Origin of the sequence: Bradyrhizobium sp. AZCC 1577, from assembly GCF_036924575.1 — a bacterium.
GTDB lineage: Bacteria > Pseudomonadota > Alphaproteobacteria > Rhizobiales > Xanthobacteraceae > Bradyrhizobium.
On record NZ_JAZHRQ010000001.1, the window covers coordinates 5,781,844 to 5,802,443 of the forward strand.

Consider the following 20,600-nt stretch of genomic DNA (forward strand, 5'->3'; position numbering starts at 1 on the left):
GGCTTCGATGCCTTCGGGTAAGCGAACAGCAGCGAAGCGTCTTCCAGCGAGGTGGACACCGTTTCACATCAAGAAAACGCGTCAAAACAGAAGCGACTCTTCAACTTGCGCTCGCGCAAACGGGAATCATCAGGCCGAGGCGAGCACCGGATGTTCGGACTGCTGCCGCCTGAATTGCTGATAGGCCGCGATTGCCTTGTTGGCCAGCATCAACCGCCGCCGCTCGCCACGCCGCACCATCAGTTCTATCGTGTCGCTGAGAAAGCGGCCGGCCACCATTGCATCGCCCAGTTCTCCCGTACGTTCGAGATAGTCCCAGGCGATTTCAATTGAACTCTCTATCAACAGGGGCAGCGGTTCCGTCATCTTCGCGTCCGACCATTTTTGAAAGAACGCCCGGCGGCAATCTCCGTTCCTGCAGTAGCAGATGGCAGCCTTTGCGGAAACGCTCACGGTCCTCCGGCAACAGCTCCCGCAATCACCATCGTCAGATCGTCCAGATCGATCCTGCCCTTGACGACGAGGCCTTCGGAGTCATCGATGCTGAGCGCCCGCGGATCATTCGCTGCCTGCCGTTTCAGTTCAGCAACGATTGCTTCCTTCAATTTCTCTTCAAGCATCTGCAGCGTCTCCATCCATCCCACGGTGCCGAGCTAATTCTACTGCGTCATAGACGCAGTAGACTAATGGGTGTTGGTCTCATGCCACTTTTCCAAGTCTACTTTCGACGACGACCGCTGCTCCTTCTCCGGCTTCTCTTTCCACGGCTTGTCAGTCTGCTTGTGTGATCCCCAGTCGGTCTGCTGGCGCGGATCATCGGTGGGCTTTTCCTTGCTCATTGGGACACCTCCAGAATTGGAAGCGGAATGCACGGGATTTAGTTCCGATAAATCGGTGGATCAGGGTTCCAACGTCTAGAATCGTACAGACAGGCGATGTTCCCGCCTCCTAATCTTTCTGAATGGACAAGAAAAAGGTCGAAGATCGGCCCCAGCGGGACCTGCATTCCGAAGCGCTGGCGGCGCTGGAGAAGGCGCGGGCCATGCCTCATGGTCCTGCACGAAGCGAAGCTTTGAAGCGCGCAGGTCTTCTGCAGAACGCGGCCGACATGCAGGGACTGACATTTGCCAAGCGTGGACGTCCCCCGAAAACCTGACCGTCCGCTGCAGGGATACCCCCGGAGCCCGGCACAGCGCGCGTAACGCCCTGCCAAGCGGTCACGCGATCGGAACCCGGCAACGGTCTCGACGTTGGCCTTGCGAACAGCAGGGAGGCTCCGATGGGATTGGCCGAATACATGATCGTCTCCGAGCCGGACGGCTGGACGATCCTCCATGACGGGAATGCGCAGAATAGATATGACACGAAGGAAGCGGCCTTCGAGGCGGCCGTCGCTGCCGCGTCGCTGGCGATGCGCCAAGGGCACGAGATTCATATCGGCGTCCCCGGTCGCGACGGCGGTTACAAGACCCCACTCGGCGCCGAGGACGCGCAAGGCGTGCTGTGATGCCCGCAGTCCAGCGAAGTCGGATATAGATCGTCGTAGACACGTGCCCGAGACAACGCGGACGTCACCGAGCCTGTCATCACTACGCGCTATTGCGCTCGTCGCGGGGCGCGCATTCGCGCGATCCGTTGGCTGATCCGGGCCAAGATGCTCCTGTTGAAGATACTCCTGTTAGAAAATCGAATTTTCCCGGCCTCAGCCCTGGTTCTCCCGATACCGCTGCTTCACGATTTCATCCCCGGCCCGCGTCGCGGCCCTGTTGCGATAACGATAGCTCAGCGTCCCATAGATCAGCCCGGTAAGAAGCACGAACGCTCCGATGAAATAGACTGCTTCGAGTCCCATTACGTTCTCCCAAAATCTTGTTGTGTGCCGGCTACGCTTTTACTTCGTCGCGGCCATGCACTTGCGCGGGCGGTGCGGTCGCCTCCACGGCCGTAAATGGTTCGAGAATGCGATAGCTGTGTTCGGCATGCGCAGGCACCAGCCAGGAGTCGCCTGGCTCTAGCCTTATCGTCTGGCCCTCGATAACAAGTTCAGCACGTCCATTCACGACATAGCCCACCGTTTCGTAATCTCTCGGCCGGGATACGTCGCTTTGCGGCTGTTCGTTTTCCCATAAGCGCATCGAGAGGCGTTTGCCGGAAACGAGATAGGTTTGACCCATCGTTCCCTTGGGTGCCGTTTTGCTGGATACCTTCTTGACGGTGCTGTCGCTCATCTGCCGCTCCATCTCGCTTCACTGGAGTCAATTGGGCTTGGGCACTGCCGGTTCCATTTAATGCTTCAATTTAACGCCGCCTCCCGACGGATGCAGGAGGAACCTGAATCTCCGGTCCGCGTTTCCCGAACGAGCGGGCCGATGGAAGTCGGGGAGGATCTTGTGGACGACTTCAGGGACATTCAACACGGCGTCAACGATCCCGTTGGTGGCCTCGACGTCAAGCGAAGGTTCAAGGACAATCAGACTGAGCACGAACGCGCCCAATGCGCGGCGGACGTTCGCTCTATCGCCGTTGCCGCTCCGGGTGAAAAGTTCTTGCCGGAAGCCTTGAGGCGCCGGCCAACGGGTCCGCTCAACCCGCGGACCGGCCGTCGTCCTGCTCCGTAAGCAGCTTCCGGTCCATGTGCGTAGTTCGCCGCTGGAAACGTTCGGCAAATGCGGACGCGCGTTTCGTTACGCGCAAGGGAACCGGCCCGATCGTCAAAAAACAAGATCGTGATAGGTGACGCAGGCCACATTCGCGCGTGACCGTTGGCCGTAATGCAGTGGTGCAAGCCACACTGTATTTCGAACCAACGGAGCATTCCATGAACCGTCTGTTGATTTCCGGATTCGTGGCAGTCGCCCTGCTCGCGGTCGCAACCACGATGCGCTCGTACTCAATTTCCGATGAACGTTCTACCGTAACCACCGGCGTGGCGTTGTCGAAGAAATCTCCGGCCTCCGCGGGCGTCACCAGGCTTCCGATCGAGGAATACGAGGATATGTCGCTGGTCTTCTCGACACCACCCGCGAAGCATTGACGCAATCGGCGTAGTCGCCGCGCCGAGCGCTCTATCGCTTTGTCGCCCGCTCGAGGAATTGCACCAGCGCGGCGCGGTCCTGCTCCGAGCCTATGCGCTGCTCCGGCATCTTGGTGCCGGGCGTGTAGGCCTGCGGCCCGACTTCGAACAATTTGGAAACCGTCTCCGGCGTCCAGACGATATCGAGGCGCTTGAGCGCTTCGGAAAAATTATATCCGGGGGCGGTTGCAATTCGTCGGCCGAAGATGCCGGCGAGCGTGGGGCCTGCGCGGTTGACCTGATCGGCACCAAGCGTATGGCAGGCCACACAGGCGCGAAAGACCTCCGCGCCGCGATCGCCAGCATAGGCGGCGAGCGGATCTCCTGCCGTTTCCACGAGAAGCGGATCGACCGGCTCGCCCGTCGCGGCGTTCCAGCGCCGGATGATGTTATCAGCGCCGCCCGTGAGCAGCGTGCGGCTGTCGGGTGCGAATACGACCGACCAGACCGGAAGGCCCGGGCCGACCAGCGTGCGCGCGAGCGTACGCGCCTTGCGGTCGATCACCGCGACCGTGCCGCCGATGCCCGCGGCGGCCACATGCGCGCCATCAGGCGAAATCGCAATCGAGATCACCGGCCGTGGCCCTGCCACAACGTCACCGGCGCGCGCGCCGCCGGCGGTCAGGAAGTAGACCTTGCCATCGGCACCGCCGACCGCGATTTCACCGTCACGGCCCGTGGCCACGGCGTTGAGCGGTGTCGGCATCGGAACGACCGTCGGCGGCTGCGCGCCCGACAGCGGCCAGATGCGAACGCTGAGGTCGTAGCTGACGCTGACCAGCGTGCGGCCATCGGCCGTAAACGCCACGCCGTTGACGTTCTGCGTATGCTCATCGAGCACGCGCGGCGCGCCGCCTGCGAGCGGCCAGAGCCGCACCGTGTGATCCCACGACGCCGACCCGAGCGTCGCGCCATCAGGCGATACGGCCAGCGCCACGATCGGCGCCGTGTGACCTTCGAGCACCGCGTCCGGCTCTGCCTTGCCAAAGGTCCAGATGGCGATGCGGCCATCGGCGCCGGCGGTCGCCGCGCGTCCCTCACCGAGCAGCGCGACCGCGTTGATCGCGTCGGAATGGAAACGAAGCACCTGCTCGGCCGCATTGCGCGTCATCGACCAGCGGATCGCGGTTGAATCGAAACTGCCGGAGATCGCGCTTTGGCCATCGGCCGAGATCGCCAGGGCCCGAACCGGCCCACCATGCCCGCGGAGTTGCGCGACGGCGGCCGTTGCGCCGATCGGCAGCGCGATCAGCACGGCCGCAAGCGCCAGAAGCGCCGACCGGCCCGCCTTGCGACGCGAAGCTTTCGCCGAATCGCTGGATGCCATTCCCGCTGGCCCTCAGCGTACGCCCGGCCGGTCGCGGTCGAGCCCCTTGGCCTGCAGGTCGTCGAGGTAGTCCTGAAAGCGCCGCTCGGCATTCTCACCGAGATCGCGCAAAAACGCCCAGGAGTAGATGCCGGTCGCGTGCATGTCGTCGAACCCTATTCTGACGGCATAATTGCCGACAGGATCGACCGAAAGAATGGTGACATTGCGTTTGCCGCCGACGGTCTTGCGCTCGGCCTCGGAATGCCCCCGCACTTCGGCCGACGGGCTGGTCACCCGAAGCAATTCGGCGGAGAGATCGAATGTGCGCCCATCGTCAAAGGCAACGCGCAACGTGCGGCGATCCTTCGGCAGGCGAATTTCAACCGGCCACGCCAGCGTGACGTCAGGCACGCCCACCGCCGGCGTCAGCCCGGGCCGATCAGATTATAGCCGGGATCGCTGACCCTGGCGCCCGTGGTCGTATAGGCGACGGAGCTCGACTGCTGAATGTTGTTGAGCACCATCGCAACGCCGACGGCAGCGACGATGGCGAACGCCAGAGCAGCAATAAAGGATTTCATGTCACTTCCTCACGTTTTGCCTGCGCCAGACCGGACTATTCGGCCGGTACTGCGCGGGCCGTGCCATCAGATGGAGCTTCGCCCTTTGCCTGCTGTTCCTTGACCCAGATCGCGTGATGCTCCTTGGCCCAGTTGAGATCGACCTCACCGGTTCCCATTGCATCAAACGCCCCCTCCATGCCGATCGAGCCGATATAGATGTGCGCCAGCATGGCGGCGATGAAGAGCATCGCGATCACGGCGTGGATCACGGTCCAGAACTGGAGCGCCGTGACGTTGCCCGGAAGATACGGGAATAGCAGGAACCAGCCCGACACCGACATCAGCACGCCGCCGATGATCACGATCCAGAAAATCCCCTTCTGGCCCGCGTTGAAACGCTTGGCCGGCGGATGCTTGTCGTCAGACAGAAGGCCCCCGCCCTGCTTGAGCCACTCCCAATCGAGCTTGCCCGGAATGTTGTCCTTGATCCAGATCAGGAACATGATCGCAAGCCCCAGCATGAAAGGGAATGCCAGGTAGTTGTGCGCAAGCTTGGCCCAGGCCGACATGGTCGCAAAAGCATCGGGGCCGAACAGCGGCAGGATCAGGGTGCGTCCGAAGCTGACGTTCAGGCCCGAGAGCGCCAGGATGATGAAGCAGCTTGCGGTGAGCCAGTGCGTGAACCGCTCGAAGCTCGCGAAGCGCAGCATCGTCTTGCCCGAAAATCCCCCGTGCACGCGAATTCGTCCACGCACCATCAGGAAGATCGCGAGCACAGCCAGCATTCCAAGAATGGCAATGCCGCCGATCCAGGGCAGCTTGCTGCGCTGGAAGTCGCGCCAGTCGCGCCCTGCGGGCTGGATCAGATTGGCCGCATTCCGGTCGGGGATAGTTACGCGCCCGGTGATCTTGTCGCCCTCCTTCAGCGCGTTCAGAAGCTTGTCTTCCTGAACGGCCTCGGCGGTCGGCTTAAAGGAAATCTGCGCTGCCGCGGGCTGTGCGAAAACGAACAACAGCGCGAGCGCGGCAAGCAGCGGCTTGAAAACCGCGAATTTGAGATTTGCGAACCTGAGAATTGAAGATGAGCCTGGCATTTGCACAACGCCTTTCGGTTATCGGAATTACCCTGATGCCGCCGCGCCGAAGCGCGGCGGCCGTTGCATCAGCCGGTCGGTGAATCGCTGTAGGCCGTCTTCCAGCCCCACATGCCCGAGCCATAGCCGCGCTTCATCACCCGCTCCTTGTAGATCTCGGCGATGATCGCGCCGTCGCCGGCGAGCAGTGATTTGGTCGAGCACATCTCGGCGCAGATCGGCAGCTTGCCCTCGGCCAGACGGTTGGCGCCGTATTTGGCGTATTCGGCCGGGGTGGAGTCGGCTTCCGGTCCGCCCGCGCAATAGGTGCACTTGTCCATCTTGCCGCGCGATCCGAAGTTGCCGACCTTCGGATATTGCGGCGCGCCGAACGGACAGGCGTAGAAGCAGTAGCCGCAGCCGATGCACAGATCCTTGGAGTGCAGCACGACGCCGTCGGCGGTGGTGTAGAAGCACGACACCGGGCAAACCGCGGCGCACGGCGCATCCGTGCAATGCATGCAGGCCATTGAGACCGAGCGTTCGCCGGGCTTGCCGTCATTGATGGTGACGACGCGGCGGCGATTGATGCCCCACGGCACTTCATGTTCGTTCTTGCAGGCGGTCACGCACGCATTGCACTCGATGCAACGGTCGGCATCACAAAGAAATTTGACGCGAGCCATGATCTATTCTCCTCTCACGCCGCTTGGATCTGGCACAGGGTCACCTTGCCCTCGTGCATCCCGGTGACCGGGTCGTAGCCGTAGGACGTGATCGTGTTGACGCTTTCGCCCAGCACGATCGGGTCTGAGCCCTTCGGATATTTGCTGCGTTGGTCGACGCCCTGGAACCATCCGGAGAAGTGGAATGGCATGAACGCCACCCCCTTGCCGACGCGGTCGGTGACCAGCGCCTTGACGCGGGCCTTCGAGCTGTTTTCCGGACCGTAAACCCAAACCCAGCCGCCATCCTTGATGCCGCGCTCGGCGGCATCCGAGGTGTTGACCTCGACAAACATGTCCTGCTGCAATTCCGCGAGCCATTTGTTGGATCGGGTCTCTTCGCCGCCGCCTTCATATTCGACGAGGCGTCCCGAAGTCAGGATGATCGGGAATTGCTTGGCGAGTCCCTTCTCGACCGCCGCCTTCTGAATCGAGAAGCCGAGATTGGCCATGCGGAACTGACGCCCGTCCGGACGCGTCGGGTACTTCGCGACCAGATCGGGCCGCGCGGTGTAGATCGGCTCGCGATGCACCGGCACGGGATCCGGCAGATTCCACGCCACCGCGCGGGCCTTGCCGTTGCCATACGCCATCACACCGTGCTCCAGCGTGACGCGGATGATACCGCCCGACAGATCGACCGCCCAGCCGACGCCATCAGGGTTGTTGCCGCCGATCTTGTTGATGGTCGCAAGCTCGTCCGCGGTCAGATCCTTGTCCCAGCCGAGCTTCTTGAGCACGCCATAGGTGAACTCGGGATAGCCGTCGGTGAGCTCCGACCCCTTGCTGTAGGATCCTTCGGACAGCATGTTGACATTCTTGACCGAGCCGTCCGGCTGCTTCTCCTCGTAGACCACGCCGAAGCGCGCGCGGAACGTGCCGCCGCCATCCTTGGCGTGCAGGTTGGTGTTGTAGAGCGTGTGCGTGCCCGGATGTCGGATCTGCGGCGTGCCCCAGCACGGCCACGGCAGGCCGTAATAGTCGCCGCCGATCTCCGGCTCATCCGCCTTGGCGCGCAGGGTCACCAGGTCGAACTTGCCCTGGTTCTTCATGTGCGCCTTCAACCGCTCCGGCGACTGGCCGGAATAGCCGGTCGAGAAGCCGCCGCGGTTGATTTCCCGCAAGAGGTCCTCGGCCGACGGATGCTTGTTCTCGACCTTGATGTTCTTGAACATCTTGTCGGCGAAGCCGAGCTTTTCCGACAGCCGATAGATGATCTCGTAGTCGTCCTTCGATTCGAAGATCGGCTTGACGATCTGCTCGCCCCACTGCAGCGAGCGGTTGGAGGCCGTACGCGAGCCCGAGGTCTCGAACTGGGTGCAGGCCGGCAGCAGATAGGTGCCGTTCTTGCGCTCCGAGATCGCAGCGAAGGTCGTCGGATGCGGATCGGCGACCACGAGCAGTTCGAGTTTTTCGAGGCCCTTCACCATCTCCGTCATGCGCGGCACGGTATTGCCACCGTGGCCCATGATGACCACGCCCTTCACGGCGTCGCGTTGATCGACGTCGTCGGGGTTGGACAGCGTCGCATCGAACCAGCGGGTCCACGGAATGCCCGGCAGTTCCATGTTCTGCTTGCGGGTGCGTGCCGGACGGCCCGCCTTCGCTGGCACTTCGTCGAAGCGCGACTGCAGGTAGTCGTACTCAACTTCCCAGACGCGCGCCCAATGCTTCCAGGCGCCTTCGACGAGGCCGTAGTAGAGCGGCAGCGTCACGATATCGAGCCCGATATCGGTCGCGCCCTGCACGTTGCAGTGGCCGCGGAAGATGTTGGCGCCCGAGCCGAAGGAGCCGACATTGCCGGTCGCCAGCAGCAGGTTGCAGTAAGCGCGGACGTTGGCCGTGCCGACCGTATGCTGGGTGCCGCCCATGCACCAGACAATGGTCGATGGCTTCTGCTTGGCAAAGGTCTCGGCAACTTTCTTCAGTTGCTCGCCGGGAATGCCGGTGACGCGCTCGACCTCTTCTGGCGTCCACTTCGCAACTTCGGCGCGGATCTGGTCCATGCCGTAGACGCGTCGCTTGATGAATTCCTTGTCTTCCCAGCCATTGTTAAAGATGTGGTGCAACATGCCCCAGATCACGGCAATATCGGTGCCGCCGCGGAATCTCACATATTCGGTGGCATGCGCCGCGGTGCGGGTGAAGCGCGGATCGAGCACGAATACGTTGGCGCGATTGAGCTCCTTGCCGGAGAGGATGTGCTGCAACGACACTGGATGCGCTTCGGCGGCGTTCGATCCCATGAAGATGATCGTCTTCGAGTTGCGCATGTCGTTGTAGGAATTCGTCATCGCGCCGTAGCCCCAGGTATTGGCGACGCCGGCGACGGTGGTCGAATGACAGATGCGGGCCTGGTGATCGATCGAGTTGGTGCCCCAGAACGCCGCGAACTTGCGGAACAGATAGCCGCCCTCGTTGGAGAACTTCGCGGAGCCGAGCAGATAGACGGAATCGGCGCCGGACTTGGCGCGGATCTCCAGCATCTTGTCGCCGATCTCGTTGATGGCCTGATCCCACGAGATCTTCTGCCACTCGCCGTTGACCAGCTTCATCGGATATTTCAGCCGGCGGTCGCCATGGACGAGTTCGCGCACGGCTGCGCCCTTGGCGCAATGCGAGCCGCGGTTGATCGGGCTGTCCCACGCCGGCTCCTGGCCGACCCAGACGCCGTTCTGCACTTCGGCGATCACGGTGCAACCGACCGAGCAATGCGTGCAGATGTTCTTTCTGATTTCGGTGGGCGCGCCGACCTTCTCAGGTCCTGCCTGCGCCTTGCGCACCGAGCCGAGCGGCATCAGGCCGATCGCCGCGCCCGCGCCGGCCGCCAGACCGGACCGCTGCAGAAACGTACGGCGGTCGAGAACTCCTGACGCGAGGCCGGCGGCGATACCCTGCAAACGCGCCCTGCCCGCGGATCCGTCTCTTCGCTTCATCAACATGTGCGTGGTCCCATCAGTAGCGGTTGACGCGATAGAAATTCTTGACGTGATCGCTTTCCTTGTAGCGCGCCTTGACGCGCTCGGCCTGCGACTCGTCCGCAGCCGCCTCGGTGCCCGCAAGCGGCACAACGGCTGCTGCAGCGACCGCCGAACCGCCCATCAGAAACAGGCTGCGCCGATCCACCCCCGCGGCCTGTGACTTTCCCTTACTCTCAGATGGCTTGCTCATTGCGATCTCTCCTATTCTCGTCGCCTTTCACCGTCACTCGGACAGCGTGAAGGCCTCTGATTCCAATTCCATGAAGACACGGCCGGTGCGGCCGACGGCGCGGTAGAAGCGCGCCGATTGGGACATTTCCAGATCGGCGAACATCCGCGCCGCCCACGGCTTGAGATGACGCTCGAAAAAGCGCGCCTGCTCGGCGAATTCGGCTTCGAAGTCGCCGCGTGCGAGGCCCGCCATGACCTCGAGCAGGATAGCGATATGGTCTTCCGGCTCCCGCGAGGTACCTGCGCGCTCGATTCCGAGCGCACGCAGATCCTCGCGCACCCGCGCCAGCGGGCGCTCGTGAAGAAAGCCGGTCAGATAGTAGGATGCATAGGGCAACAGTTCGCCGCGGCCGAGCCCGATGAAGAGATCGAAGAACTCCTTGCTGACGGCGCGATCATCCGTCGCCGCAGCGGCGGACGCGAGTTCGACATGCGCCATGCCGAGATCGGATCCGTCGCCCTTCAGCGTTGCTACCCGTTGTAGCGTTTCCGCATCGGGCGCCTTGCCAAGCAGCAACGACAACAGGCCGTATTCCGCGGAACGCAGTTGATCGATCTCGTCGATTTCGGATTTCGATGTCACCTGATCCTCGGACGATCCGTAGAGATCGGGACGCAGCGCGAGACGGTCCACCTGCGTCAGCGCCTCGACCGCGAGAACCCGCTCGGCGGGAATACGCGACCATGCGGAAACGGACGGCTGCGCAATGCCGAGCCCCCGCGCCAGCGATCCGACGCCACCTGCTGCCTTGATTGCTAGTTCCAGCCCGGCATCACGCATGGTGCTACCGAATTCTCCCCGCCCGCGCCCGAGTGCCTCTTATTCAGGCACACACTTTAGAACTGGAATTATTCCAGGGAGAATTTGTAGCATAGGCGAGGCCTATGTCCGCAAATACTTTTGTCTAAACAATTGGTTTTGCGGTGCCATGGCGTCGCACTCGTTGCTGCGACGCAACAGGTTTCGCTGCCTCTGATTCGCCCACCGGCGCGGATTCCCCTGTACCCCGTTTCGCTTCTGAAACGAGTTCCGTTTCTGTCGAGGGTTCATCAGACTGTCGCAAAGACTCCTCAGGAAGGTCTTCCTGCGATTTTGCCGAGAGTTCACGTTCAGCGGGCTGTGGCGAAGGGCTTGCCACTTCAGTTCCGGAATTTGCGTCGGAATTCGTTGTTTCCGCCCTGGATTCGCCCATGATTTGCGCGACCAGCCGTGCCACGTCGACGCCTGCGCCGAGCTCGCCACCGCCGGGCACTCCGCCCGGCGCGTTCCAGTCGTAGGCATATTCAAGTGCTGGACTGACGTAGTTGCGAATCGCGGGGTCCAGCGCCCAGGATTTTCGCAAAGCCGCATTCCGCAAATGTTCGGGAACGCCTTTGCGAAGGAAGGCAGTGATATCGCTGGTCTCCGTCAGCTCCTCGAGGTTTGGCAGCGTCGACAGATCGAACTCCGGCACGACCTCTTCGGGCTGCGCTGAAGGTGGAGCTGACGAATCGCCACTTTCGGCAGCCGGCGTATCCCGCTTCGGCTCGGTCTGCTTGGCTTCCTGCTTGCGCTGCGACCATCGCGCCAGAAAGCCCTTGTCCCGATCGGCTTCGTCCGGACCACTCATTTGCGACCCATCTTCTCGTCCGGCCCGCCGCCCGGCACGCGCGGCCGATCGCCGCTGGCGCGATCCCGCTTGCGCTTGTGAAACACACGCTCGACATGGAATCGATCGACGAAGGCGGCAATCCATGACGCGATTTCGTGCGGCATCGGTACGGTACCGATCACGTCGCAGCCGCTTTCGAACATCGCCTCCCCTTCGGTCGGGTCGGCGGTCACTTTCGTCAGCTCAAGCTCAGGACCACCATCCTGGCGCCGCAACGCGACCCAGATCCGCGGCTCCCCATCGGCAAGGTTGTCGCGGTAGTTCGCCGTTTCCGAGCTGAACAGGTCGATGCTGGCCGATCCAGCGTAATAGATCGTCGCGTCGGCTTCGGTGGACAGCGCAGTCCAGGGTGCGGTCGCCGGCACCTCATCCAGGATCATTGCCGGCGACCACAACTGGTCGATCCAGGGATTGTCGATCGAACGGCGCCGCACCACCACGCCGACCTCGCGGGATGCTTCCGTCATCGCCATGTCCCATCCTCCATTCAGTGGATCACGTGGCATTCGCGGCCGCGGCCAGTGGCAGCCCCGCAACCAGATTTTGCGGCTTTAGTCTCACCACCTTGTCCGCGCCCATGGCGAGGATGAGGTAAACCGGCTTGTCGCCGACCCGCTCGTCCACCAGCCGCGTATCCTCGAAGGTCAGGCGCATCAGTGCCACGATGCGTTCGGCAATGCCGCCCTCCAGCCGCTCGCCACGCCACAGCGCGTTGCCGATCCGCGTCGCCTCGCTGTCGAGGCCGATGAACCAGCGCCAGTCGCGATCCTCGATCGCGGCGATGGTTTCGACGCCGACGGTGATGCCGAGCAGATGAGCAATCCAGCGCTCGATGACACGGCAGAGCGCGGCCCGCGCTTTCTTGTTGCCGCCGATGTTCATCACCATCGCATGCGCATCCGACCGCGACCAGTAGGTCCAGGCGTTTTCGTCGTCCATGACGTCCATCTCGCCGAACGACTTCGGCTGCTGCAGCATGGCCGTGAGCGGCGATGAATGCAGGTCGTGCTGGGCATGCTGCTCCGCCTCGATGACTTCCGCATCGGCCAGCAGCAACGTGCCTTCGTGAACGGCGGCCAGTTGGCTGCGATAGAACAGCTCCGCAGCACGCAACACATAAGGGTCGTCGCAGCCTTCGAGCGCGTTGCGCAGGATCAGGTGGCACAATTGCGACAGAAAGATCGGCGGCAGATCGCCGGCCCCCTTGCGGGCGAGCGCGACATAGACCGCCTCCAGCGACGGCGCCGCCATCAGCCGATCGCGGAAATTCACCATGAAGGACCAGTTTTCGCGCGCATCGGCATCGGCCAGCGCGGCGATATCAGCATCCGAGACCGGGCGCAGCGGATCGCCCATCAGGCTCGCATGAAGATGGCGCTCGGCGTCGCAGGCGTCGGCCGGCGGCATCAATTCGGGCCGCGCCAGATAGGCCATGATGAGTTCAGGCGTCGCGACCAGCCCGCCGTGATCGGCGCGGCGCGTGAGGTGATGGCCCGATGCGACCCAGAATTCTCTCATGTACGATCCGTCGTCCTGGCGTCGGTCCTGATCAGCCCGAGAAGATCGACCTCTTCGGCAGGTTCAACATCGCCCTCGACTTCATGGAAGGTAAAGGCGCCGGCATGCGCGTGCAACCGGTCGGCATCCGCAGCAGCCGGGCGGGCTTTAAGGGTACGAAAGCGTTCGCGGATCTCGCCGTTTTCGACGCTGCGCTGAACGGCAAGCAACGTCTGCGGCGGGTGTTCGCACAAGGAAGCTGCGAACGCGATCTCTTCCTCGGCGGCAAGACGCGCGGCATCCGCATCGGGCGCCCCGAATTTCTTCAGCAACTGGCTTGCAAGCCGCTCGATCATCGCCTCCCGTTCCGCTTCGCTCGCTTCGGTGACGACGGCAAGCGTCGACCATCCGAGACTGTCGATCCCAAGAAAGCCGGAACGCAGCGCCACGCGCTGCTTCTGGCCGAGCGTCGCCGGATCCCGGTTCCAAAAAACGAACGCGCCGGAAACCGCCCATTCGCCGGGTTCCGCCGCCCGCTCGAAGACGAAGGTATCTGACGGGTCCAGCCTGATGGTTCGCGGAAATTTCAGCATGTCCGGCTCATCCGAATTTCGGACCGCGCGCCTGCGGATCATACCAATTGGCTCTTGCCAGCGCATCCACAAGGCTGTTCCGCTCCGGCGCTCCGCCGCCGGCCGGCATGCCGACCAGAAGATCGCCGTTGACGTCGATGCCCCTGCGCTCGCCGGCCTTGCCCTTGGGAAGCCGCTCCAGATAGTCCCGCGCGATCGCCTCGAAGCCGCGCTCTTTCCAGCGATCGAACGCGGTCATCAGGTGCCTGGTGAAGCTTTCGATGATCGCATCGGTATCGACCATCTCGAAACCTTCGCTCAGTAGCGACACGCCCGAGGTCGCCTGCACCTCCGGAACATGCGCCATGGCGGCCGCGCGCAGAATCACGCCGAAAACGAGCCAAGACGGTATGTCGTCTTCGGTGCATTCAGCGGGCCAGCCGAGCCGCCCGCCGCCAAGCAATCCCGCGTCAAACCGGATCGCGTCGGGCCAGTCGAAACTGACCTCTCGCTCCGGCGGACAATGAGCCGCAATCGCATCCGCCAGCGCATTCATGCCGGCATAGAACGCCCGCCGCGCCGACCTGAGCGGCTCGTCGGGTTCAAGCACCACCGCGAACTCGACCAGATCGTAGCGGCGCACCCATACCAGCGTTCCGGCCCCCGCCTCCGCCGCGACCTCGCGAGCATGGGCAAAGGCGTCGCCGAGCTCGCGCAACGCGACCAAAGTATAACCGGGTGGCAAATCGAGCGTCTGTTCCATATCTCTTGGACGAACGATCACGAGCGGCTAATCCCTAATTGCTCCACGAGCCGCCTGTGTATGCTATTCCGTGCAAGTTGGCCACGTGAGCGGCCTCGATATCTATCTCGATATCTATATCTTGCAGATATCCGTCCGAGCGGTTACCGCAGAACCGTAGGATGAAGCAACAACCCGCTTGATGCTCCGGGTTCAAGGTATTTCAAAATGAGTGCGGCGACGTCGCGCCTCCTGATTTGCAGTTGCGAGAAGACCATGCCGCTCGATGCGGATGCGATCGGCCGTGGCTGCGCGAGCAAGATCACGCAGGCAAATCAGCTCTGCGGGCTCGAACTCGACCGCTTCAAGGAGGCGCTCGCCGAGGGCGCGCCGATTACGGTTGCCTGCACCCAGGAAGCACCGCTGTTTCGGGAAGTGGCGGAGAACACCCCGCAAGCCCAGCTCAACTTCGTCAACATCCGCGAGACCGGCGGCTGGTCGAAGGACGCCGCGGCCGCCGGTCCGAAAGCAGCCGCGCTGATTGCTGCGGCGGGCGAAGAAATGCCCCCGCTCTCGCTGGTGACGCTCGAGAGCAGCGGTGTCGCACTTATCTATGGCCGCGACGAAATCGCCATCGAGGCGGCGCAGCGTCTCGCCGATCGTCTGGACATTACCGTGCTGCTGACCAAGCCCGGCGATGTGATCCCACGCCGCACCAACGAATTTCCCGTGCTCAAAGGCACGATCCGCAACGCCCGCGGCCATCTCGGCCAGTTCGAGCTTTCGATCGACGACTACGCACTGCCATCCCCCTCTTCGCGAGCCAAGCTCGTGTTCGGGCCGTCGCGCAATGGCGCGACCTCGACCTGCGATCTGATCCTCGATCTCTCTGGTGGCGCACCGCTGTTCCCCGCGCATGAACTGCGTCCCGGCTATCTGCGCGCCGACCCGCGCGACAAGGCCGCCGTCGAGCGCGCGATCGCAGATGCCGGCGGCCTGGTCGGCACCTTCGACAAGCCGCGCTTTGTCAATTTCGAGCCGTCGCTTTGCGCGCATTCGCGCTCGTCCATTACCGGATGCACGCGCTGTCTTGACCTCTGTCCGACCGGTGCGATCACGCCGAACGGGAACGCCGTCGCAATCGACGCCAATGTCTGCGCCGGCTGCGGCTCCTGCGCTTCCGTATGTCCGACCGGCGCGGCGTCTTATGCATTGCCGAGCGCGGACGCGCTGATGCGGCGGCTGCGCACGCTGCTGCAGACTTACCGCAGGGCGGGCGGTAGCGATGCCGTGGTCTTGTTTCATGACGGCGAGCATGGCGAGGACATCATCGATGCCCTGGCGCGGTTCGGCGAGGGCTTGCCGGCCAACGTACTGCCGCTGCGCGTCAACGAAGTAACGCAGGTCGGACCGGAGATCATTGCGTCCGTCTTCGCCTATGGCGGTAGCGGCGTCGCGCTGCTGACGCGCGCAAAACCTCGCCACGATATCACGGCACTTCGCCGCGCGGTCGAGACGTCGGATCGGATCGTTAGCGCACTCGGCTTCGGCGCCGGCATCATCCAGATCATCGAGACGGACGATCCGGACCAACTGCGCGCCATGCTGGATGCTGCCCCCCGCGGGATAGCAACGCAAAAGCCGGCCGGCTTTGTGCCGCGCGGGGCGAAACGCGGCGTGCTCGAAACGACATTTCGCGAGCTGCACCTGGCCGCGCCCACGCCCGTCGAGGTCGTGCCGCTGGCGCCGGGGGCCCCCTTCGGCACCGTGAAGCTGAATGTCGAAGGCTGCACGCTCTGCCATGCTTGCGTCACCGCCTGCCCGACTGGCGCGCTATCAGATAACCCTGATCGCGCGATGCTGCGCTTCACCGAAAGCCTCTGCGTGCAGTGCGGGCTTTGCCAATCCACCTGTCCTGAGAAGGTCATCACGATCGAACCCCGTCTCGACTTCCAGGCCTGGAACACGCCGCAGCGCGCGCTGAAGGAGGAAGAGCCGTTCAACTGCATTGCTTGCGGCAAACCCTTCGGCACCAAGAGCTCGATCGATCGCGTGCTGGCCAAACTCGGCGGCGACCGGCACTGGATGTTCCAGGGCGCCAACGCGAAGCGCCTGGACGTCATCAAGATGTGCGCGGATTGCCGCGTCGAAGCGGTGGTGAACGAGAGTTTCGACCCGCATGCGGTGCCGCAGCGCCCGCCGGTCATGTCGACCGAAGATTATCTGCGCGCGCGCGAAGTGAAGAAGGACGATCCGCTTGGATCGTGAGCCGCCAGTGTCCGCCACCTCTTCAGATCTCAAGGCCCGCGCGACGTCAAAGGCCGCCGGCATTCCCGGCGTCAAGCACGTCATCGCCGTCGCCTCCGGCAAGGGCGGCGTCGGCAAATCCACCACCTCGTGCAATCTCGCGCTCGGCTTCGCGGCGCTCGGACTGAAGACCGGCATTCTCGATGCCGACATCTACGGTCCGTCGCAACAAAAACTGTTCGGACTGCGCGGCAAGCCGCGCCAACTCGGCCCGCGCATGCTGGAGCCGCTGGAGCGGTTCGGCGTCAAGGTGATGTCGATCGGCTTTCTGGTCGAGGAAGACAACGCCATGATCTGGCGCGGGCCGATGGTGATCTCGGCGATCACGCAGATGCTGCGCGAAGTCGCATGGGGCGACCTCGATATCCTCGTCGTCGACCTGCCGCCCGGCACCGGCGACGCGCAGCTCACCATGGCGCAACAGGCGCCGCTCGCCGGCGCGATCATCGTCTCGACGCCACAGGACCTCGCGCTGATCGACGCGCGGCGCGGCATCGCCATGTTTCAGAAGGTGAGCATTCCGATCCTGGGCCTGATCGAGAACATGTCGAGCTTCTGCTGCCCGACCTGCAACCACGTCACGCCGATCTTCGGCCACGGCGGCGCGCGAGCGGAAGCCGAACGCCGCGGCGTTCCCTATCTCGGCGAGATACCGCTGGATATGCAGATTCGCCAGACCTCCGACGATGGCCGACCGATCGTCGCCGTCGAGCCCGACGGCGTTCACGCCAAGCAATATGTGAGTATTGCGCGTGAAGTCTGGACCGCGATCGTAACCGGCGCGGCGCACCGGCCACCGCCGCGCATCGTCATCGAATAGTCGCAGCCCGGCAGTTCACGGGCTCATAAAGATCGCGTCGATCCGCTCTGCGCCGCCGGCAAAGCCGAGCGCATGCAATTCGTCGCGATATAGGTCGACCATGAGAATCGACAGCACCACGAAAAGAACGGTGGCAACCAACACCAGAAGGCGCGAGACAGATGCATCGGTTGCCTCGCGTTGCGCGGCCGTCCGATCCCGAGATCTGCTCCAGAGCGGTGCCATGAGAGCCAGCAAGGCATAGAGCATTGCGATCTCTCCTCTCTGCGTCGCGCTTCCGAAGCGTAAACCGGCCGCAGGCCAATGTCGATAATTGTCTCTGTCACCTCTCAGGGTGACGGATTACATCGACAACTTCATCACGCCCTAACGCGCCTCCTCGAAGCCGCCGAGCACAGCGGTGAGATTGGCGCCGAGAATATCCGAGAGATAACCGCCTTCCTGGACCAAAACCGTCGGCAGGTCGAGCCGCGCGATCGCGGCGCCGATGCGGCGGAAGCCGGCGGTGGTCACCGCAAGACCGGCGAGCGGATCGTGCTCGGAGGCATCGAGGCCGAGGGCCACCACCAGCGCGCCGGGCGCAAACGCGCGGATGGTTTTTTCGGCGTCGCCGAGCGCCTTAATGTAATCGTCATCCCCGGTGCCCTTCGGCAGCGGGATGTTCAGATTGGCGCCGAGGCCCGGACCGGCGCCACGCTCATGCGCATATCCCCACACGAAGGGATAGAAGAAGACGGGGTCGGCATGGATCGACACCGTCAACACGTCGGAGCGCTCGTAGAAGATGCCCTGCGTGCCGTTGCCGTGATGCACGTCGACATCGAGGATTGCGACGCGCTCATGCTGCAGCCGAAGCTGCGCCGCTGCCACCGCGCTGTTGTTGAAGAAACAGAAGCCGCCCGACATGTCGGCATAGGCGTGATGGCCCGGCGGCCGGCACAGCGCATAGACAGCGTCTTCGCCGTCCATGACGAGTTGCGCCGCGGTCGTGGCAACATCGGTGGCGGCACAAGCGGCGGCGTAAGTGCCCTTGCCGATCGGAGCTGCCGTATCCGCCGCGTGCCAGCCGAGGCGGCCGACGATATGGGTTGGGTATGTGGCGCCGTAGCGAACCGGGTGGATGTTGGCGATCATCTCCGAGCCGGAATCGCCGAGCGCGACCCAGGCGTCCCAGGCTTCCTCCAGAAAACGCAGGTATTCCGCGCTGTGAACGCGCGCCCGCGGCCCCTGGCCGAACACCGTCGGCTCGACGAGGCTGTGCTTGCCGGCCTTAAGCCCCGCCAGCAACCGGTCGGCACGCTCGGGCTGCTCGGTGGTGCGTTTGATGACGCCCCGCACCAGGAAGAATTGCGGATCGTGGCTTCGATGCAGTTCGGTGTAGACGGCCTTCACACGGACACTCCGTTGGTTGGAAACAGGATGCTGCTCGGCTCAGTGGGATTGCCGAGCGGCGGCGTGAGCTCTCGCACCAGCCTGCCGACTTCGCGCCAGGCGTGACCGATATGGTAGTCGACATGCGCCGTGATGCGCTCGGGATGACCGGCTTCGATCGCCGCCAGCAGCGGCTCGTGAGTCCTCGCGATCTCGTGCGGGTCGTCATAGAGGCGGCCGATCAGGCCGATGACCATGCGCAGCTCGGCTGCGAGATCATCGAACAGCCGCAGCAGGCGGCGGTTATCCGCGATTTCAAAAATCAGCCGGTGAAAGCGATAATCCTCTTCCACCTGCCGGGCGGGATCGTCGAGATCGGCGGTCCGGTGCAGAACATCGATTTGCCGGCGCAACATATCTCGCGACTCCGGAGAGAGGCGCTTCGCCGCCAGCACGCTGGCATGGCGTTCGATGCACAGACGCAGATCGTAGATCTCGTCGATGTTTCTGATTTCGAGCTTGCGGACGAAAAAGCCGCGGCGCGGGCTCGCGACCAGCAGCCCCTGTTTCTCCAGAAGGCGCGCCGCTTCGCGCACCGGCGCGCGGCTGACGCCTAATTCCCGGGCAACCCCTGCCTCCACCACCTTGGAACCGGGAGGCAGCCGCCCCTGAACGATGGCCTGCATCAAAATTCTAGCGATCTGGCCGACCAGATCGCTGTCCGCAAGTGCCGGTAATCCAACCGGAAGAGACATAGGCCGCATCGGCTAAACCCGCGCCAGTCCGTGGTTATTTTTTAATCGTCGATTGTCGACACTTTAATCTTGCCCAGATGCTGCGCCGCACGCAAGCTGAAAAAGTTGAAAATGGATAAGGCGGAAATGACAAGCGCAGCCCACCACACCGCGAAGGCCTGGCCGGCGGTAGACGACCAGACCCTGCAAATCCGGATCGACCTCGCGGCGGCCTACCGGCTGATTCACCGGCTCGGTCTCGACGACAGCATCTACACCCACATCTCCGTCCGCCTTCCGGGCCGGCAAGACCGCTTTCTCATCAACTCCTACGGCCTGCGTTTCGAGGAAGTGACGGCGTCCAACCTGGTGACGGTCGATCTCGACGGGAACGTCATCGATGACCCCATGGAGCTCGGCATCAACCCGGCAGGCTTTACGATTCACAGTGCGATCCACTCCGCGCGGCATGATGCGATCTGCGTCCTGCACACGCACACGGTCGCGGGCATCGCCGTTGCCTGCCAGAAGCAGGGGCTGCTGCCGCTCAATCAATGGTCGCTGCAGTTTACTGATTGCCTCGCCTATCACGACTATGAAGGCATCGCGCTCGATCTCGACGAGCGATCGCGCCTGGTCGCCGATCTCGGCGACAAGTTCGTAATGGTGTTGCGCAATCACGGCCTGCTGACCTGCGGGCGCTCCGTCGCCGAGGCCTTCAAGCTGATGCACAATCTGGAGCGCTCCTGCCGCGCCCAACTGGCAATCCAGTCATCGGGCGCTGAAGTCATCGAGCTATCCGCAGCCGTCGCCCGCAAGACGGCCGGCCAATACGCAAGCTTCTACGACGCGATCGAAACAAATGGCGTGCCCGACAACGAATGGGCGGCCTTCAAGCGGATGCTCGAGCGGACCGATCCCGACTTTGCCAACTGACAGACCCGCCCTCG

The 20,600-nt window shown here is 63.1% G+C and carries 26 protein-coding genes; 5 read left to right on the plus strand and 21 right to left on the minus strand.

The genetic code is table 11. The annotated features are described in order from the left end of the window. Positions 1 to 129: 129 nt before the first annotated feature. From V1278_RS27535 to V1278_RS27545, 3 genes are all read right to left on the minus strand, one after another. A complete protein-coding gene (locus V1278_RS27535; protein WP_057847844.1) occupies positions 130 to 366 on the minus strand; it encodes a hypothetical protein in 237 nt (78 codons plus the stop codon). A gap of 83 nt (positions 367 to 449) precedes the next feature. Continuing rightward, positions 450 to 635 (minus strand): hypothetical protein, encoded by a 186-nt coding sequence (locus tag V1278_RS27540; RefSeq protein ID WP_057847714.1) that lies wholly within the window; start codon positions 633 to 635, stop codon positions 450 to 452. A gap of 48 nt (positions 636 to 683) precedes the next feature. After that, on the minus strand, positions 684 to 839 hold the full coding sequence (locus V1278_RS27545) for a hypothetical protein (protein WP_176722019.1): 156 nt from the start codon (positions 837 to 839) through the stop codon (positions 684 to 686). Positions 840 to 1,279: 440 nt separating this feature from the next. Here V1278_RS27545 and V1278_RS27550 point away from each other — a divergent pair, with 440 nt between their 5' ends. Beyond that, complete coding sequence (locus V1278_RS27550; protein ID WP_334368015.1) at positions 1,280 to 1,507, plus strand: hypothetical protein; 228 nt, start codon at positions 1,280 to 1,282, stop codon at positions 1,505 to 1,507. 195 nt (positions 1,508 to 1,702) lie between these two features. Here the strand turns inward: V1278_RS27550 and V1278_RS27555 are convergent, their stop codons facing one another. Together V1278_RS27555 and V1278_RS27560 are read right to left on the minus strand one after the other, a co-directional pair. Then, complete coding sequence (locus tag V1278_RS27555; protein ID WP_334382864.1) at positions 1,703 to 1,852, minus strand: hypothetical protein; 150 nt, start codon at positions 1,850 to 1,852, stop codon at positions 1,703 to 1,705. A 31-nt stretch (positions 1,853 to 1,883) separates the two neighbouring features. After that, the gene (locus V1278_RS27560) at positions 1,884 to 2,228 is read right to left on the minus strand and encodes a cupin domain-containing protein (RefSeq protein WP_334382866.1); all 345 of its coding nucleotides are present in this window, start codon (positions 2,226 to 2,228) and stop codon (positions 1,884 to 1,886) included. Between the two features lie 590 nt (positions 2,229 to 2,818). Here V1278_RS27560 and V1278_RS27565 point away from each other — a divergent pair. Next, a complete protein-coding gene (locus tag V1278_RS27565; RefSeq protein WP_334368012.1) occupies positions 2,819 to 3,034 on the plus strand; it encodes a hypothetical protein in 216 nt (71 codons plus the stop codon). Between the two features lie 31 nt (positions 3,035 to 3,065). Here V1278_RS27565 and V1278_RS27570 read toward each other — a convergent pair whose 3' ends face one another. From V1278_RS27570 to V1278_RS27630, 13 genes are all read right to left on the minus strand, one after another. Further along, positions 3,066 to 4,400: a c-type cytochrome gene (locus V1278_RS27570; RefSeq protein WP_334382867.1), complete on the minus strand. Its 1,335-nt coding sequence runs from the start codon at positions 4,398 to 4,400 to the stop codon at positions 3,066 to 3,068. Positions 4,401 to 4,412: 12 nt separating this feature from the next. Next, positions 4,413 to 4,793 carry a DUF971 domain-containing protein gene (locus tag V1278_RS27575; protein ID WP_334368010.1) on the minus strand — a complete coding sequence of 127 codons (381 nt, stop codon included), beginning with the start codon at positions 4,791 to 4,793 and terminating at the stop codon, positions 4,413 to 4,415. 14 nt (positions 4,794 to 4,807) lie between these two features. Beyond that, positions 4,808 to 4,963, minus strand: a complete 156-nt coding sequence (locus V1278_RS27580) for a hypothetical protein (protein ID WP_334382868.1) — start codon at positions 4,961 to 4,963, stop codon at positions 4,808 to 4,810. 35 nt (positions 4,964 to 4,998) lie between these two features. Further along, positions 4,999 to 6,039, minus strand: a complete 1,041-nt coding sequence (locus V1278_RS27585) for a formate dehydrogenase subunit gamma (protein WP_334382869.1) — start codon at positions 6,037 to 6,039, stop codon at positions 4,999 to 5,001. Between the two features lie 68 nt (positions 6,040 to 6,107). Continuing rightward, a complete protein-coding gene (fdh3B, locus tag V1278_RS27590) occupies positions 6,108 to 6,704 on the minus strand; it encodes a formate dehydrogenase FDH3 subunit beta (protein WP_028348819.1) in 597 nt (198 codons plus the stop codon). A 14-nt stretch (positions 6,705 to 6,718) separates the two neighbouring features. After that, positions 6,719 to 9,685 carry a formate dehydrogenase subunit alpha gene (locus V1278_RS27595; protein WP_334382870.1) on the minus strand — a complete coding sequence of 989 codons (2,967 nt, stop codon included), beginning with the start codon at positions 9,683 to 9,685 and terminating at the stop codon, positions 6,719 to 6,721. Between the two features lie 13 nt (positions 9,686 to 9,698). Further along, positions 9,699 to 9,914: a hypothetical protein gene (locus V1278_RS27600; RefSeq protein WP_051379522.1), complete on the minus strand. Its 216-nt coding sequence runs from the start codon at positions 9,912 to 9,914 to the stop codon at positions 9,699 to 9,701. A 33-nt stretch (positions 9,915 to 9,947) separates the two neighbouring features. After that, positions 9,948 to 10,736: a molecular chaperone TorD family protein gene (locus V1278_RS27605; protein WP_334382871.1), complete on the minus strand. Its 789-nt coding sequence runs from the start codon at positions 10,734 to 10,736 to the stop codon at positions 9,948 to 9,950. Positions 10,737 to 10,860: 124 nt separating this feature from the next. Continuing rightward, complete coding sequence (locus V1278_RS27610; RefSeq protein WP_334382872.1) at positions 10,861 to 11,565, minus strand: DUF3306 domain-containing protein; 705 nt, start codon at positions 11,563 to 11,565, stop codon at positions 10,861 to 10,863. After that, positions 11,562 to 12,074: a DUF3305 domain-containing protein gene (locus V1278_RS27615; protein ID WP_334382873.1), complete on the minus strand. Its 513-nt coding sequence runs from the start codon at positions 12,072 to 12,074 to the stop codon at positions 11,562 to 11,564. The genes V1278_RS27610 and V1278_RS27615 overlap by 4 nt, the downstream gene beginning before the upstream one ends. 28 nt (positions 12,075 to 12,102) lie before the next feature. Beyond that, on the minus strand, positions 12,103 to 13,125 hold the full coding sequence (locus V1278_RS27620; protein ID WP_334382874.1) for a DUF6352 family protein: 1,023 nt from the start codon (positions 13,123 to 13,125) through the stop codon (positions 12,103 to 12,105). Further along, positions 13,122 to 13,697 (minus strand): DUF6505 family protein, encoded by a 576-nt coding sequence (locus tag V1278_RS27625; RefSeq protein WP_334382875.1) that lies wholly within the window; start codon positions 13,695 to 13,697, stop codon positions 13,122 to 13,124. The genes V1278_RS27620 and V1278_RS27625 overlap by 4 nt, the downstream gene beginning before the upstream one ends. Positions 13,698 to 13,704: 7 nt before the next feature. After that, the gene (locus V1278_RS27630) at positions 13,705 to 14,439 is read right to left on the minus strand and encodes a biotin/lipoate--protein ligase family protein (RefSeq protein WP_334384275.1); all 735 of its coding nucleotides are present in this window, start codon (positions 14,437 to 14,439) and stop codon (positions 13,705 to 13,707) included. A gap of 207 nt (positions 14,440 to 14,646) precedes the next feature. Here V1278_RS27630 and V1278_RS27635 point away from each other — a divergent pair, with 207 nt between their 5' ends. Together V1278_RS27635 and V1278_RS27640 are read left to right on the plus strand one after the other, a co-directional pair. Then, entirely contained in the window at positions 14,647 to 16,686 is a 2,040-nt protein-coding gene (locus tag V1278_RS27635; protein ID WP_334382876.1) for a 4Fe-4S binding protein, read from the plus strand. Between the two features lie 7 nt (positions 16,687 to 16,693). Next, the gene (locus tag V1278_RS27640) at positions 16,694 to 17,545 is read left to right on the plus strand and encodes an Mrp/NBP35 family ATP-binding protein (protein WP_442893723.1); all 852 of its coding nucleotides are present in this window, start codon (positions 16,694 to 16,696) and stop codon (positions 17,543 to 17,545) included. Positions 17,546 to 17,560: 15 nt separating this feature from the next. Here V1278_RS27640 and V1278_RS27645 read toward each other — a convergent pair whose 3' ends face one another. The 3 genes from V1278_RS27645 to V1278_RS27655 form a co-directional block, all read right to left on the minus strand. Continuing rightward, positions 17,561 to 17,794, minus strand: a complete 234-nt coding sequence (locus tag V1278_RS27645; RefSeq protein ID WP_334368001.1) for a hypothetical protein — start codon at positions 17,792 to 17,794, stop codon at positions 17,561 to 17,563. A gap of 117 nt (positions 17,795 to 17,911) precedes the next feature. Then, the gene (locus V1278_RS27650) at positions 17,912 to 18,937 is read right to left on the minus strand and encodes a histone deacetylase family protein (protein WP_334382877.1); all 1,026 of its coding nucleotides are present in this window, start codon (positions 18,935 to 18,937) and stop codon (positions 17,912 to 17,914) included. Then, positions 18,934 to 19,602, minus strand: a complete 669-nt coding sequence (locus V1278_RS27655) for a GntR family transcriptional regulator (RefSeq protein WP_442894084.1) — start codon at positions 19,600 to 19,602, stop codon at positions 18,934 to 18,936. The genes V1278_RS27650 and V1278_RS27655 overlap by 4 nt, the downstream gene beginning before the upstream one ends. Positions 19,603 to 19,797: 195 nt before the next feature. On the opposite strand from V1278_RS27655, the gene V1278_RS27660 reads away from it, so the two are divergent. Then, positions 19,798 to 20,586 carry a class II aldolase/adducin family protein gene (locus V1278_RS27660; RefSeq protein ID WP_334382880.1) on the plus strand — a complete coding sequence of 263 codons (789 nt, stop codon included), beginning with the start codon at positions 19,798 to 19,800 and terminating at the stop codon, positions 20,584 to 20,586. Positions 20,587 to 20,600: the final 14 nt, after the last annotated feature.